This is a genomic window from Balneola sp., from assembly GCA_002694685.1.
Taxonomy (GTDB): domain Bacteria; phylum Bacteroidota; class Rhodothermia; order Balneolales; family Balneolaceae; genus Gracilimonas.
In genome coordinates this window covers 267,291-282,692 of the sequence record NZMW01000001.1, presented here as the reverse complement: position 1 = coordinate 282,692, position 15,402 = coordinate 267,291, and the positions used below count along the sequence as shown (strand labels likewise).

Here is a 15,402-nt window from a genome sequence, read left to right as displayed (position 1 = left end):
TTAATCACTAACTACCCTGCAATGAGCTCTAAAGCACAAATACTTCATGAAGCACACTTCAGCCCAAAGATAAAAAATTACATCTTGTGGTACGGAGTCCTAATTTGTACAATCACATTTATATTAATTCCACTCATTCCTTTTTGGTTGCTGTTTGGTTCCTTCTACCTTAAGAGATACTACGAGCTTTTAGAATGTGAGCTTACCACACGTTCTCTAAGATTTAAGAAAGGATATATCTTCCATACCGAAAGAACGATTCCTTTAGATAAAATTCAGGACTTAACTTTCAAGGAAGGACCTATGCTGAAATATTTTGGGCTGAGCATTTTAAGGGTTGAAACGGCTGGCAGCTCTGCTCAGGGTGGTCCTGACTTATCGTTAATCGGAGTTGTTGATGCTTTTGAGTTCAGAAGCCTGGTGCTCGATCAAAGAGATGTAGTTACAGAAAATCGCGGAGCTTCATCTCCTACAAATGAATCTGAGGCTACAGTAGAAATTTTAAAAGACATCCGGAATTCTTTATCACGAATAGAAAATCATTTGACCAAATAATCAACGAATAGCTCTTAAATGCAACAACTCAGCTTCGATCATTACACTATAAAAGTAAACGACCTAGCCAAGAGTGTTAACTTTTATAAGACCGTTTTGGGATTAGCTGAAATTACCAACCGTACGAAGAAGCCACATATTCGTTGGCTTTCTCTTGGCTCTGGGGAACTACACATAGTTGAACGAGGCTCTACTATGATTCATACAGATATTGGAGTTCACATGGCTTTAAAGCTTAAAGACTTTGAGGCTTTTTTGTCTCACATGGAAACTCATTCCATAGCTCCTCATAATTCTAAGGGAAAGCCAAACTCAATAACTACCCGGGCAGATGGAATAAGACAGGTATATTTCCAAGATCCGGATGGCTATTGGATTGAGGTGAATGAAGCTCTGATAAGTAAGCCTTAGCTATTCGTAAACTCTCACGTAGTCAATTTCAAAAACCGCTGGGAATATTTCATCGTTAACGCCTTGAGAACCACCCCAATCACCACCTACCGCGGTGTTAAGCAAGAAATAGTGAGGCTTATCAAAAGGCCAATTTGCCTGAGTTGGATTTTCTGGTTTATTAAACCGGAAAATGATGTTTGTAGTATCTTCTACATAAAACTTCAGGTAGTCTTCTCTCCATAATATCCCAAATGTATGAAACTCTTCTTCAATCTGAGGAAGTTCTACCGGGCCTGAACCTACGGCTGTACCATCTCTGTGGTTATTTTTATCACTATGAATAGTAGCATAAAACGTATTCGGGTTATAGCTGACATATTCCATGATGTCAATTTCACCACACATTGGCCATCCATGTTCTCCGGTACGTATACTATTCCCAAGCATCCAGATAGCGGGCCAAATACCATTCCCTTTGAAATCCGGGATTTTTGCGCGGACTTCCATCCTTCCATATAAGAAACTATCTACCGAATTAAGGCGTGCCGAAGTGTAATCCCCAGCCTTTTGTCCGGGTCCTACCTTCTTGGCAATAATTTTGAGTGTTCCATCGCTTACCTCAGTATTATTCCTGGCAGTATATTCCTGCCATTCATTATTTCCCCAACCACCGGCTCCGGTTTGTGGGGTCCATTCATCATAATCCAATCGATCACCGTCAAATTCATCACTCCACTTAAGGACTTCATTATCAGCTTTTGTGGGGCCTTCCTCTTTACAGCCCAAAAGCAGAAGTGGAGTCAATGCAAATAGTAAAAACAGCTTTAATTTATTCTCTTTCATCATAGTCGTATTTTTTAATTCTCTTGAAGTTGCCAAACCCGAACATAGTCAATGTCCATGGTGGCAGGGAAAATAGTGTCATCAACGCCTTCGAGGCCTCCCCAATCTCCTCCAACAGCGATATTCAATAAAAAGTAAAAGGGTTTATCAAATGGCCAGTTATTTTGATTGTAATTCTCAGGCCGCTCAAAAGATAACTTAATATTATCAATCTCATCTATATAGAAGTGAAGTACATCTTCCTCCCATAAAATACCATAATTGTGGAATTCCTCTTCTATAGTTGGTAATGCAACAAAATCTGAACTCACTTGTGTTCCGTCTCTGTGGTTATTGGCTACACTATGAATACTAAAAACAACCGAGTCCGGATTGTAACTTACATATTCCATAATATCGATTTCACCAGAGTTAGGCCACCCAATCTCCCCAATATTCTCTCCCAACATCCATATAGCGGGCCAGATACCTTCTCCTTTATAATCAGGAATTTTTGCACGCACTTCCATTCTGCCATAAGTAAAAGACTCTTTACTGTTCATTCTTGCAGAAGTATAATCCCCAACTTGCTGTCCTTCACCCTCAAGCTTCGCTGTAATATGAAGTTGGCCATTACTAACTGTTGCATTGCCGTGGTCGAGAGGTTTGTAGTCTTGCCACTCATTGTTACCCCAGCCATGATCACCGGTTTCAAAACCCCATTTTGAGGTGTCAATTGAACTGCCCTCAAATTCATCACTCCAAACCAACTCAGCATCTTGCCATCTATTATCGCTTGACTGCTCTGAACATCCCACATAAAACAGTGCTAATGACAGACAGATTGATGTAGTAGTAATTTTTCTCATTGGTTTTATCTTTTTGGGATTGATTTCGGTCTAATTCTGGGTTTTATGGTCGAACAGACAAATCATTTTAACCCAACTTTTAAACTTTATCAATTGAGAAGAATTTTCACGAGATATCGCAGTTCTCATTTTTCTAACTTAGATATATGAATATTTCAATAATTGGTGCAGGATTGGGAGGATTGTCAGCCGCTTGCTTGTTAGCGGCTAGAGGTCATCAGGTATCCGTATTTGAGAAGAATAGCAACGTTGGTGGCAAGATGAATATCTCCGAGACTGAAGGATACCGCTTCGATACCGGGCCAAGCTTACTCACCATGCCTTTTATCCTTGAGAAGCTTTTTAAAGAATGTGGGGTTGATCTGAGCGATTATTTGACTCTTCATCCTCTCGATCCCATTTGTAAGTATTTCTATCCTGATGGCACCATCTTTAATAATTACGAGGATAAATCAGCTACAATAAAAGAACTTGAATCAATAGCTCCTGAGGATGTAGAAGCCTACACGGAGTTTCTGAATTATTCAAAATCACTCTACCAAAAAACAGCCGACTCATTCATATTTAATCCACTATATAGTTTTGAAGACCTCAAAGAATTGGATCTTCTAAGCTTCTTCGGAATTGATGCTTTTACTACGGTCAGTAAGAGAGTTGACTCTAAATTTGAATCAATCTATCTGAGAAAATTCTTTAAAAGATTCACTACTTATAACGGCTCTTCTCCTTATCAGGCTCCCGCAACACTCAATGTAATTCCCCATGTAGAGATCAATCAGGGTGGATTTTATGTGAAAGGTGGTTTGTATAAAGTTGCGGAAGCTTTTGAAAAGCTAGCAATTTCCTTGAACGTAGACTTTACTTTTAATGCTGAAATTGATCGAATTATCGTTGACCAAAAATCCGCAAAAGGAATTGTTCTTAAAGATGGAAGTCATATTAAATCAGACCTGGTCATTTCAAATAGTGATGCCACCGAAACCTTATCGCACCTCATTCCCGACGGAAATATTTCAACCAAACGAAAGCAAAAAGCAGAAACTATAGAACCCTCGTGTTCTGGCTATGTACTTCTTCTTGGTGTAGATAAAAAGTATGAACAGCTAGTGCATCACAACATCTTTTTTTCTGAAGATTACGAGCGTGAATTCAAGCAGATCTTTCAAGAGAAAGTAATGCCCGATGATCCCACTATTTACATAGCTAATACCTCCTATTCAGATTCTAAGCACGCTCCTGAATGCCATTCCAATCTGTTTATTCTTGTGAATGCGCCTTATCTCTCCGATCATTATGACTGGAATTCAAATGATCAGAAATATGGCGATAAAATTATTCAGGCTTTGGAAGAGCGTGGATTAAATGAGCTTTCTAATCATATTAAAGTCAGGAAGCATATTACACCGAAAGATTTCTACGAAAAGTATCTATCCAACAAAGGAAGTATTTATGGAACTTCTTCCAATAATAAATTTTCAGCGTTTTTAAGACCCAGAAATAAGTCACGTGAAATTGATAAACTCTACTTTGTAGGCGGATCTACTCATCCGGGAGGTGGCATTCCTTTAGTAGTTCAGTCAGCTTTTAACGCCGTTAACTTGATTGACAGGTTCGAAGAAAGCTAAATGATATTATTCAGCTGCTTCTTTTTCTACATCTAAATTGATGACTTCAACATTATTGAGCTTGCCCTTGTCAATCTCAAACCGAATAAGGGTGCGCTGAGACTGAAACCCCTGTTTCCCGGCAGCTCCGGGATTCATATATAGCATTTTATTCAGATCCTGATCTCTTGAAATACGAAGGATGTGAGAGTGGCCGCAAATGAAAAGCTCCGGCGGATTCTTCTCCATTTCCTCTCGAATAGGAATGCAATATCTGCCCGGAATTCCTCCAATATGAGTCATCCATACCTTTAGTCCTTCCCGTTCGAAGCGCTGATGTAATGGATACTCCTTCCGAATATCTTGCCCATCAATGTTACCATAAACTCCAATAACAGGCGCTATTTTCTTAAGCTCTTCGGCAATTGAAATGCTGCCAAAATCTCCGGCATGCCAAATTTCTTCGCAGTCCTCAAAGTATTCGAATACCTGAGGATCCAGATAGTTATGTGTGTCTGAAATGAGCCCTATTTTGATCATACTTTTTGTATCATCTTACTTCTCTAATAAAGCGGAATAAGAAACTACTTTTTTAGATCTTGTTCCACATATTAATTAACCAAAGCAAAATTTTATTCATTCAGTGAAGAGTTTCAGCATCATTATTGTTACCTGGAATGCGCTTGAGCATCTCAAAAACTTCTTACCTTCAGTAAATAAAACTGAGTATCCTGATTTTGAAATTATTATTGCAGATAATGCTTCTTCAGACGGTTCTAAAGAATGGATAAAGTCTGCGTATCCAAATATCAAGATTGCTTCATTTGATCAAAACTACGGCTATTGCGGAGGAAATAACAGAGCTGTTCCCTTTGCGGAAAATGAAATTTTAGTATTCCTCAATAATGACGTTAAAGTAGAGAAAAACTGGCTTCATGGGTTAAACTCTGCTTTCAATGAGGATGAAATTGCTGCCGTACAACCTAAGTTAAGATCGCTGAACCAACCTGACTACTTCGAATATGCAGGAGCAGCTGGCGGCTTCATAGATAAATTTGGCTACACCTTTTGTCGGGGGCGAATTTTTGACGAGACCGAAAAGGACGAAGGGCAGTATAATGACTCCCCTAACCTATTCTGGGCATCCGGGGCAGCTTTAGCCATACAGAAAGATGTATTCTTGAGCACAGGTGGCTTTGACGAAGATTTTGAATTTCACATGGAAGAAATAGATCTATGCTGGAGGTTACAAAACCAAGGCTACAAAATTGGTTATGCCCCTGATAGCATCATTTATCACCTCGGTGGTGGATCACTTCCAATGGGTTCTCCCAGAAAAGTGTATTACAACTTCCGAAACAGCCTGTTCATGCTTTGGAAAAATTACAGTTCAAAAACCCTTATTACCAGATTTCTAATCCGCCTTGTTCTGGACGTGATTGCAGCATACAAAGCATTATTGACGGGAAAACCTAAAGAATGGTGGGCTATTGCCAGGGCTCATCTTCATTTTGGGTTGAACTTTTTAAATGTCCACAAAAAGCGTAAAAAACTTCAGAGTAAAAGAACCAACGGGGATAATCCTGAGACTATGTTAGACATCAGTCTCATTTGGCAGCATTTCTTCAAGGGCGTAAAGCACTTTCGAAATCTGAACTCTTAGTGGTATTTGATCAGATAATTAAATAGCAGATTAATGAATGTTGATCTAGAACAAATTATTGACAAGGCCCTTCCACATATTAAAAAATGGTGGTTTTCGGTTGTTTGCATTCCTTTTTGCTGGGTACTTGCCAATCAGTTTTGGATGGCTTTGAAATGGGAAATTACTTTTTCATGGATTTATGATTATCCGCTATTCCTATCTCCCTTCTTTTTTCTAATCGATAACTTCTTGCTCATTGTACATGAAGCAGGACATACTTTCTTAGGATTTTTTGGCTCCCGATTTATCACCATTCTTGGTGGCACTCTGTTTGAAATCATGCTCCCGTTCATGATTTTCATTTACGGCTGGTGGAACTACAGTCGGCTTGTTGCTCAAATTGGATTGTTACTTACCGCTTTCGCATGGATTGAATCTTCTGCCTATGCCGCAGATGCCTTTGCTCGTCGTATGCCTTTACTTGGGAACCTGCCCAAATCAGCACATGACTTTTATAACATGCTCAGTATGCATGGAATTTTGGACCATTACATGACCGTTGCCTGGACAATGTACTGGATTGGAATTATCACCTTGCTCCTCTTTTTCTTTTGGCCATTATTGGAGCGTAAGAAATATGATTACGTAAATATTAAAATGAATCTTTGACAGAATTCAATTTTTTACCTTGAGTTCTCAATTTTGAAGAAGCCATTTATTATCTTCGGCACAGATTAATCAAATCAATCCTCTATGATTCCCAAGGAAATTCTTAAGAAAATCCGGAAGCTTGAAATTCAAACCAAAGGCATAGTAAATAGCCTTTTTGGTGGCGAGTACCAATCCGCTTTTAAAGGCCGGGGTATGGAGTTTTCCGAGGTTAGAGCATATACCTATGGGGATGACATCCGGCAAATCGATTGGAATGTAACAGCGCGTACCGGAGACCCTTTCATAAAGATTTTTGAAGAAGAGCGAGAACAAACGTTGATGCTTTGCATTGATATTTCGCAGAGCGGCACTTTTGGCAGCCAGAATCAAAGTAAAATGGATTTGGCTATTGAACTTTGTGCAGTATTGGCTTTCAGTGCCATCAAGAACAGTGACAAGGTTGGCTTGGTTCTTTTCAGTGATCACATTGAAAAAGTAGTTCCTCCCAAAAAAGGTCGTACGCATGTGCTTCGTCTGATAAGGGAACTTTATACAACCAAACCGACTGGAACCGGTACTGATATTGCTGACGCCCTATCTTACATAAACAGGCTGCTAGATCGAAGAGCGATTGTTGTACTCGCATCAGATTTTCAGGATCATGAATTTGAGAAGCAACTCAGAATAACCAATCAAAAACATGATTTGGTTAGTATCATAATAAATGATCATTTAGAGGATGAATTGCCTGATATCGGACTCGTTAAAATAAGGGATGCCGAGACCGGTGCAGAAAAAATGATTGACACGTCAAGTCATAAAGTAAGAGAAGCTTATAGAAAACGGCGTATGCAGCAAAAAGCTTACATCAATGACAAGATGCTCAAAATGAAAATTGATGCTGTTGAAGTTCAGACCAATGAATCCTACGTGCAACCGCTTATGAACTTTTTCAAACGAAGGGGAAGTCGATACTAACAGCTTTTCAAAGCGCAGCTACCTGCTGTGCATCTTCTTTATCATCAATAGCACTGAGTTGGATTTGAAGCTTTTCAATATGCTTAGAAAAATCTTCGATTTCTTCAGAATCAATCGCCTTTGAAGGTGGAAGCTTAACGGTCAAAGGATTTACAGGCTGATTGTTTTTATAAATGCGATAATCTAAGTGAACACCCGTCACCCTCCCTGTTTTTCCAACATAGCCAATAACTTCACCTTGCTTGACTCTTTTCCCGGACTTGATCCCGTTCGCAAATCCATTTAAATGAAGGTAAGCAGTAGTATAAGTACCATTATGTCGAATCTTGACAATGTTTCCACTGGCTCCACGGTACTGAGCTTCAATAACTTCCCCCTCACCCACAGCTAAAACCGGAGTTCCCAGTGGGGCTGCATAATCTACTCCATAATGAGGAATACGCCTCTTAAGTACCGGGTGGAAACGGCTGTGACTAAAGTTCGAACTCACCCGCTGAGAATAAGTAAATGGTGCTTTAAGCAGAGCTTTTTGTACACCGTTACCTTCACTGTCGTAATAACCTGCGCGATCTTCGGTCTCATAGTAAAATGCGTCAAAAGTCTCTCCATTATTGGTAAACTCAGCCGCTACAATGAGACCGATGCCAAATGGCTTTCCATCCACAAATTCTTCTTCGTAGATCACCTTAAAATTATCTCCGGGATACAGTCGAAAGAAATCTATTTGCCAGGCGAAAATTTCACTAAGTCGATTTCCCAGCAGCGTGCTCTTATTATTATCCAAAAGGGTTTCATATAGGGATGACTTAATTATACCGTCAGCATGGGCTATTTGGGTTGTTACTTCTTTCTTACCGGAAGTAACCTCAATATCTTTATGCCAATCAAAAATAATGTAATTCAATGGATCAGCGTGCAACACTAGTCTTTGTGCTGTTTTAGATCCTTTATCACGATAAGCTATATAACGTTGGCCAGGTTTTAGGCGATTACTGCGGAAGATACCCTCAGACTTCTTATTGATTTCATAAATAGTCTGTGGTGATACATCCAGATCTCTTAAAATAATATAAAGGCTTTCATTTCTTTTTACCCGTCCTTCTTCTATATCAAGATTCATTCTGTTGAAACCGTATGAATCCAGCTCAGCTCCTTCCTCAATTTCATTTAAATTATCTAATGAAATTAACAATTTTGGAGCGGATTTATCCTCATTGAAACCTATCATTGAAATGAAAATCACTGCTAAACATAGCAATGCCGTTCCTATACCCAATTTTATACCTTTATTCACCATATGTAACTGTAGATTTAATAATGTTCAAAATAATAAGAATTAATAGGATACTTTCATAAAAGTCAGAACGATCATACTTTTGCTAAATATTTACAACTCATTGTTATATTTTCTAACCGTTAAGCTCACAAACTTTTTATTCTAAGTATTAATGATCAAGAATCCGCTAAGGCTCAGCGCTTTACGACTGTTTATATTGTTGGTTTCATGTTTATGTACTGTTCAGGTCTTCGCTCAAAAAGTAAATACCAGGGTAAGCACTGATTCGGTCACTATTGGTGAAGTTTTTGAATATGCCCTGACCATTCAGGTAGATCAGGAATACCAACGCATTTCATTTCCGGATACCAACTCTTTCCCCTCTTCTCTTGAACTTATTGAGCGCCAGCAGTTTAAACTATCTGAATTTTCCGACAGTCTGGTTTATAATCTTCAATATTTTGGAACCAATGATCTCGAGATTTCAACCTTGCCCGTAACCATTTTCTTGGAAGATGACTCTATTACTGTTTACACAGACCCTGTTTTAGTGAATTTCAAGACAGTAGTTGCAGAAGGCGATACAACGATAAAAGCGATGAAGCCGATTTTTGATTTCCCTCGCCCGTGGTGGCCTTGGATATTAGCTGGGCTAGCATTGGCAGGCTTTTTACTGTGGTGGTTTAAATTTAGAAAAGTTCCGGATGCTGAAGAGGAACCAAAACAAGAAATTGAGCCTTTCTACAATCCACTGAAAGAGTTGGAGAAAGAGTTAATGGACATCAAAGAAAACTCCGAGATAGCCCAGACTAAAGATTTCAAGCTCTTTTACAGTGAAGTTGGAGATGCGATACGGACATACTTTGAAGACTTATATAACATTCCTGCTTTGGAATCTACATCAAGTGAGTTGCTTAGGTATTTAGATGCCTATGGTGTTGACGATACCCTCACCGATAAAACCAGAATAATCCTCAGGAAGGCTGATTTGGTAAAATTCGCAAAATTCACCCCTACCCTCGAGGATGCCTGGAATACTCATGAAAACGCCCTTGAATTCCTTGAAAAAGCAAAATTGACTGATTCTGCCCGTATATCACGATTAAAAGTGAAGTACAACGAGCAGTTTATTCAAACTTCAACCCAAACAGAAAAAGAGGACGCTTAATGGAGTTTGCTAATCCGCAGTGGTTTTGGGCTTTATCAATACTTCCTGTTCTTATTGGGCTTTATCTTTACAGGTATTTCACACACCGGCAGGCTACGCTTTCTTTTTCATCTTTAGAGCTGCTGCAAGATTTACCCGGAAACTGGAAATCTCACCTGCATTGGCTGCAGGCTTTCTTAGTGTGGGCTGGCATTGCTTGTCTTATTGTAGCCCTCGCTCGCCCTCAAGAACGGCTAACCACCGTTGAACGTAATGCGGAGGGAATTGATATAGTCTTGGTTCTTGATATGTCGACCTCGATGCGGGCTGAGGATTTAAAGCCGAACCGGTTTGAGGCTGCCCGAAACGTGGCTAAGAATTTTGTTGATAAACGAAACTCAGATCGTATTGGCTTAGTCACTTTTGCTATGAAAAGCTTCACCGTTGTTCCCCCTACTCTTGACTACAGATTGCTCAAAAGCCTTATTGATGACCTTGAAATGGGAATAATCGAAGACGGAACAGCTATTGGAATGGGTATTGCTACCGCCATTAACCGACTTAAAGAGAGTGAAGCTGAAAGCAAAATTATTATCCTACTAACCGATGGCCAAAACAATGCTGGTGAAATTGACCCCGTAACAGCTGCAGACCTTGCGGTGACTTACGGAATTAAAATATATACCATTGGTGCCGGTACGCGAGGAACAGCGCCTTATCCCATTCAAGACCCAATCTTTGGCCGCAGATACCAAAACATACAGGTCAATATCGATGAAGAGATGCTGACTCAAGTAGCCAACCTCACTGATGGAAAATACTTCAGAGCTACCGATGCTGAGCAGCTGGAAAGTATATACGCTGAAATTGATGAATTAGAGAAATCGGAAGTTGAAGAGCTCATTTATACTGACTATGAGGATTTATACATGCGTTACCTACTTCTTTCTTTAGGATGTCTATTCTTTAGCTTTTTACTCGGAAAGACGGTACTAAATGGAATTGAACATTCCTGAACGATTAAAAGCTATCTACCCTTCTTTTCAATTGAACGCGAACAATTTCATTGCCAATCGGCTATGATTCAGCGTATCTTTAACAGAATATTTAGCACGGATTAAAAGCTATTCATGAGCATTTCTTTAATAAAGGAACAACTTAGAAAAAACGGGATCTTTGAAAGGGTTTTCGATCAGATTGAAGACCAGAAGAAGCTTACCCTTAAAAAAAGTATAGGAGCTTTAAATAGCTTTTTGCTTAATGCTCTCTCAAACAAGAAAGAAAATGTACTGGTCATTTCTGAAACGGATGAAGGTGCTCGTTTTTTAAAAGCTGATCTCGATGTAATCAGCAACGAAAAAGCGGTTGTACTTTACCCCTCCTCAAACCGAAAACCTTATGACCAGCAACAGCTTAAAGACACCAGCTTATTAGTTCAGAGGTCAGAAGCACTTCAATCCATTGCAGATCATAATTCAAAAATTGTTATTACTTCTGTTGAAGCTATCGGAGAGAAAATCGCTCCACCTTCAACCCTAAATGAAGTAAGCCTTGTTCTTGAAAAAGGTCAGGAAGTTGACCTGGATAAATTCAAAGAACAACTAGTTGAACAAGGATATAATCCGGTTAAGTTTGTAGATGAACCAGGAGAGTTTGCAGTACGAGGCGGTATTCTTGATATATTTCCTTTTTCCGGTGAATACCCACTGCGACTTGAATTTTTTGGAGATGAACTGGATACCATCCGAGAATTTGATGCCGATTCGCAGCGCTCTATTGCTTTCTTGAATCAAGCACGCATTATTCCTGATTTAACTAACCTTCCTGAAACTCAGAAATCCAGCTTCCTCTCTTATTTTAATGAGAACACCTTACTAGTTACGTCAAATAAGGATTTAATAATTACCGAAGTTGGTAAACGATATGAAAAAGCTGAAGAGGCATTCGAGGATCACAGCGACAATGAAAACCAATTACTTCCTGAGGAGCTATATCTATCTGAACAGGTCTTTGAAGAGGAGCTTTCCAAGTTTACACACCAGCTTTTTGTTGCGAACGTTGGAGCTTCTGAAAAAGATGAATCGACAATTACACTCGAGACCAAGCCACAGCCAGATTTCCATGGGAATTTCAAACTCCTTCGCGAAAACATCACCAAGAACTCCTCAAATGGCTTAAACACTATTATTCTTTGTGATAACGATGGGCAACGTGATCGCTTTGAAGAACTGCTTGGGGAAGCCAGCCAGGAGTTTAAGTATCTGTTAGTTGTCGAATCACTTCATGAAGGATTCATTTACGAACCGGCCAAATTAGCTGTTTATACAGATCATCAGATCTTCAATCGATATCACCGTCCAAAAACAAAGAGAAGACGTTTTCATGGCGGGATTTCCTTTAAGGAATTGAAAGATCTGAGTATTGGCGACTATGTTGTCCATGTAGATTACGGTATTGGGAAGTTCAGAGGGTTTAAGAAAATCAATGTTAAGAATACCGAGCAGGAAGTCGTTGTACTGCAGTATAAAGATGACTCTACGCTATATGTAAACGTCTCCAGCCTTCATAAACTTCAAAAATATTCTGGTAAAGAAGGAACCGCTCCGCGTATTACTAAACTAGGTTCAGGAGCCTGGGCTCGGAAAAAAGCTCAAACAAAGAAGAAAGTTAAGGACATTGCCAGAGAGCTTATTCAATTGTATGCCAAGAGGAAAGCAGAGACAGCTCATGATTTTTCAGCTGATAATGAATGGCAAACGGAATTGGAGGCTAACTTTGAATTTGAAGAAACACCTGATCAATACGATGCCATTGTATCCGTAAAGAATGACATGGAAAGTAAACACCCCATGGACCGCTTGGTTTGTGGTGATGTTGGTTTTGGGAAAACTGAAGTTGCTGTCCGCGCTGCCTTTAAAGCCGTACTTGATCACAAGCAAGTTGCTGTGCTTGTCCCAACTACCATTTTGGCAGAACAACACGCCAAAACCTTTATGAAGCGAATGGAGAAATTCCCGGTTAAAATTGAAGCTCTCTCCCGCTTCCGTTCAGCAAAAGAACAAAAAGAAGCTATCAAGAAACTTGCCGAAGGCGAAGTTGATATTGTAATAGGAACTCACCGATTGCTTTCTAAAGATGTGAAGTTCAAAGATCTGGGATTAATCATTGTTGATGAGGAGCAGCGTTTTGGTGTATCCGCTAAAGAGAAATTGAAAAGCTTTAGAGCATCCGTTGACGTCCTGACTCTAACGGCTACCCCTATCCCCAGAACGCTTCAGTTCTCGCTAATGGGCGCTCGAGACCTAAGCGTTATTAATACTCCTCCCCCCAACCGTCAGCCGGTTTACACTGAAATTCATAGCTTTGATGAAGAACTGATCCGTGATGCTATCCTCCAGGAAATTTCACGGGGCGGACAAGTCTTTTTCATCCATAACCGGGTTAAGAATATTGAAGAGACGGCTGAGATGATTCGAAGACTAGCTCCTGATATAAGGGTTCGTTTCGGGCATGGGCAAATGACCGGCTCGCAACTTGATAAGATTATTACAGACTTCTATCAGCATAAGTTTGATGTACTAGTATCTACAAATATTGTTGAAAACGGGATTGACATCGCAAATGCCAACACCATCATCATTAATCAGGCTAATAACTTCGGTCTAGCAGAACTTCATCAATTGCGTGGACGTGTTGGACGATCAAATCGTAAAGCATTCTGCTATTTGATTACGAATCCGATTCAAACCTTGAGTACTGAAGCCAGAAAGCGGCTATTGGCTCTTGAAGAATTTTCTGATTTAGGCTCCGGGTTTAATATCGCTATGCGAGATTTAGATATTCGCGGTGCTGGAGATATTTTAGGCGGAGAACAGAGTGGCTTTATCAACGATATAGGCTTTGACCTCTACACCAAGATCCTAAATGATGCAGTGAAAGAGCTTAAACAGTCAGAATTCAGTGATATGTTTGACGATGTTGAAATTGAGGCTGAATTACCGGAAACCACCGTAGAGTCTGACGAAACAGCACTTCTTCCTCAGGATTATGTTACAGACAATGTTGAACGCTTAAACCTCTATCGTAAACTCTCTCAGGCTAAAACAGAGAAAGAGATTGAAGAATGGAAGGAAGAAATTGAAGATCGATTTGGCCCTGCTCCTAAAGAAGCCAATTATCTGATTGGAGCAAGTAAAGTTCGTCTTTTTGCTTCACAAAACTTCTTTACTAAAGTTACGATTCGTGCAGATCGTATGTGGTTAGTTTGTCCAAAACAGGAATCCGAAATGGGGAAAAACTTTTTTGACTCTGGGAAATTCCAGGAGATTCTTGAAAAGCTTGAAGCTACTAAAAAAGATAAATTTCAGGTGGTTCAAAAGAAAGATACCGTTCGGTTTGTTGTGCAGGAAATACCTGATATTCAAGGAGCTTTTCAATACCTCAAAGAATTGGCTATGAGTGAGTTACATGCATGATCTGAAAAAATATATAGATCTTATAAACTCCGGAGAACTTGTTGCCTTCCCCACCGAAACGGTTTACGGACTTGGTGCAGATGCATGGAATCCTTCAGCCATTCAAAAAGTATTTAAGACCAAAGGGCGCCCGTCAGATAACCCGCTTATTGTACATATTTCTAAACAGGATCAGCTGAATGATTTTGTGGCTGAAATCCCAGATTCAGCTCAAAAATTGATCGATAACTTTTGGCCGGGGCCGCTCACTTTGGTATTTAAGAAGCGCCCCAAAGTCTTAGATCTTATTACGGCAGGATTAGACACTGTCGCTATCAGAATACCAGATCATGACCTGGCACTTTCCCTTATCTCTCAAACCGGTCCATTAGTTGCACCGAGTGCGAACAAGTCTGGAAAACCGAGCCCTACCAAGGCAGAACATGTTACGGCCGATTTTGGGCTAGATTTCCCCGTAATTGAAGGAGGCTCAACTGAAGTTGGTATTGAATCCACCGTCTTAGATCTCACTTCAAAAGTCCCATCCATATTGCGACCCGGAAAGATTGGGAAGAATGAGATTGAGGAGGTGTTAGGTATTGAAATCAGATCTGAATCAACCCGAACAAAGCAAATCCCCAAAAGCCCCGGTCAGAAATATTCTCACTACAAACCAAATGCGGATGTTTTTTATGGTGAGATTGACTCCATTAAAGGTGATGTTCTCTATTTAGTTCAAAGTGATTTTGGTCGGTCCAGAACAAATGTTATTACCTATAACGGTGATCTTCACCTTCTCTCCAAAGAACTTTTTGACCGCTTCAGGCAGGCTGACCTGGACCATTATTCAGCCGTCTTCATTCAGAATATTGATAAGTATAAGACTACCCATCCTTCAATTTACGCGGCCCTCATCAATAGAATAAATAAAGCGAAAGTTTAACATTTCTCTAACCGGTTCGTGCCCATTACATTAAGCTCTATGTAGCTTAAAAACAATCTTCTCGG

The 15,402-nt window shown here is 39.9% G+C and carries 14 protein-coding genes; 10 read left to right on the top strand and 4 right to left on the bottom strand.

The features are described from left to right. Nucleotides 1-21: 21 nt before the first annotated feature. Complete coding sequence (locus tag CL667_01125) at nucleotides 22-555, top strand: hypothetical protein (GenBank protein ID MAL16285.1); 534 nt, start codon at nucleotides 22-24, stop codon at nucleotides 553-555. Nucleotides 556-573: 18 nt separating this feature from the next. Further along, nucleotides 574-966, top strand: a complete 393-nt coding sequence (locus CL667_01120; protein ID MAL16284.1) for a glyoxalase — start codon at nucleotides 574-576, stop codon at nucleotides 964-966. On the opposite strand, the gene CL667_01115 is transcribed toward CL667_01120, so the two are convergent. Next, complete coding sequence (locus tag CL667_01115) at nucleotides 967-1,794, bottom strand: beta-glucanase (protein MAL16283.1); 828 nt, start codon at nucleotides 1,792-1,794, stop codon at nucleotides 967-969. A gap of 11 nt (nucleotides 1,795-1,805) precedes the next feature. Then, nucleotides 1,806-2,639 carry a beta-glucanase gene (locus CL667_01110; protein MAL16282.1) on the bottom strand — a complete coding sequence of 278 codons (834 nt, stop codon included), beginning with the start codon at nucleotides 2,637-2,639 and terminating at the stop codon, nucleotides 1,806-1,808. 146 nt (nucleotides 2,640-2,785) lie between these two features. Here CL667_01110 and CL667_01105 point away from each other — a divergent pair, with 146 nt between their 5' ends. Continuing rightward, nucleotides 2,786-4,264, top strand: a complete 1,479-nt coding sequence (locus tag CL667_01105) for a phytoene desaturase (protein ID MAL16281.1) — start codon at nucleotides 2,786-2,788, stop codon at nucleotides 4,262-4,264. A 6-nt stretch (nucleotides 4,265-4,270) separates the two neighbouring features. Here CL667_01105 and CL667_01100 read toward each other — a convergent pair whose 3' ends face one another. Next, the gene (locus tag CL667_01100) at nucleotides 4,271-4,783 is read right to left on the bottom strand and encodes a YfcE family phosphodiesterase (GenBank protein MAL16280.1); all 513 of its coding nucleotides are present in this window, start codon (nucleotides 4,781-4,783) and stop codon (nucleotides 4,271-4,273) included. A gap of 103 nt (nucleotides 4,784-4,886) precedes the next feature. Between CL667_01100 and CL667_01095 the strand changes: the two genes are divergently transcribed. From CL667_01095 to CL667_01085, 3 genes are all read left to right on the top strand, one after another. Continuing rightward, on the top strand, nucleotides 4,887-5,906 hold the full coding sequence (locus CL667_01095) for a hypothetical protein (protein ID MAL16279.1): 1,020 nt from the start codon (nucleotides 4,887-4,889) through the stop codon (nucleotides 5,904-5,906). Between the two features lie 33 nt (nucleotides 5,907-5,939). Further along, on the top strand, nucleotides 5,940-6,557 hold the full coding sequence (locus CL667_01090) for a hypothetical protein (protein MAL16278.1): 618 nt from the start codon (nucleotides 5,940-5,942) through the stop codon (nucleotides 6,555-6,557). 84 nt (nucleotides 6,558-6,641) lie between these two features. Continuing rightward, on the top strand, nucleotides 6,642-7,517 hold the full coding sequence (locus tag CL667_01085; protein MAL16277.1) for a DUF58 domain-containing protein: 876 nt from the start codon (nucleotides 6,642-6,644) through the stop codon (nucleotides 7,515-7,517). Nucleotides 7,518-7,524: 7 nt separating this feature from the next. On the opposite strand, the gene CL667_01080 is transcribed toward CL667_01085, so the two are convergent. After that, nucleotides 7,525-8,814, bottom strand: a complete 1,290-nt coding sequence (locus tag CL667_01080; protein MAL16276.1) for a hypothetical protein — start codon at nucleotides 8,812-8,814, stop codon at nucleotides 7,525-7,527. Nucleotides 8,815-8,965: 151 nt separating this feature from the next. Here CL667_01080 and CL667_01075 point away from each other — a divergent pair, with 151 nt between their 5' ends. The 4 genes from CL667_01075 to CL667_01060 all read left to right on the top strand — a co-directional run bounded on the left by CL667_01075 (nucleotide 8,966) and on the right by CL667_01060 (nucleotide 15,337). Continuing rightward, a complete protein-coding gene (locus CL667_01075) occupies nucleotides 8,966-9,961 on the top strand; it encodes a hypothetical protein (GenBank protein MAL16275.1) in 996 nt (331 codons plus the stop codon). Continuing rightward, complete coding sequence (locus tag CL667_01070) at nucleotides 9,961-10,956, top strand: aerotolerance regulator BatA (protein ID MAL16274.1); 996 nt, start codon at nucleotides 9,961-9,963, stop codon at nucleotides 10,954-10,956. Before CL667_01075 ends, CL667_01070 begins: the two co-directional genes overlap by 1 nt. 114 nt (nucleotides 10,957-11,070) lie before the next feature. After that, nucleotides 11,071-14,415, top strand: coding sequence for a transcription-repair coupling factor (gene mfd / locus CL667_01065; GenBank protein ID MAL16273.1), 3,345 nt, complete (start codon nucleotides 11,071-11,073; stop codon nucleotides 14,413-14,415). After that, nucleotides 14,408-15,337, top strand: coding sequence for a threonylcarbamoyl-AMP synthase (locus CL667_01060; protein MAL16272.1), 930 nt, complete (start codon nucleotides 14,408-14,410; stop codon nucleotides 15,335-15,337). The genes mfd and CL667_01060 overlap by 8 nt, the downstream gene beginning before the upstream one ends. Nucleotides 15,338-15,402: the final 65 nt, after the last annotated feature.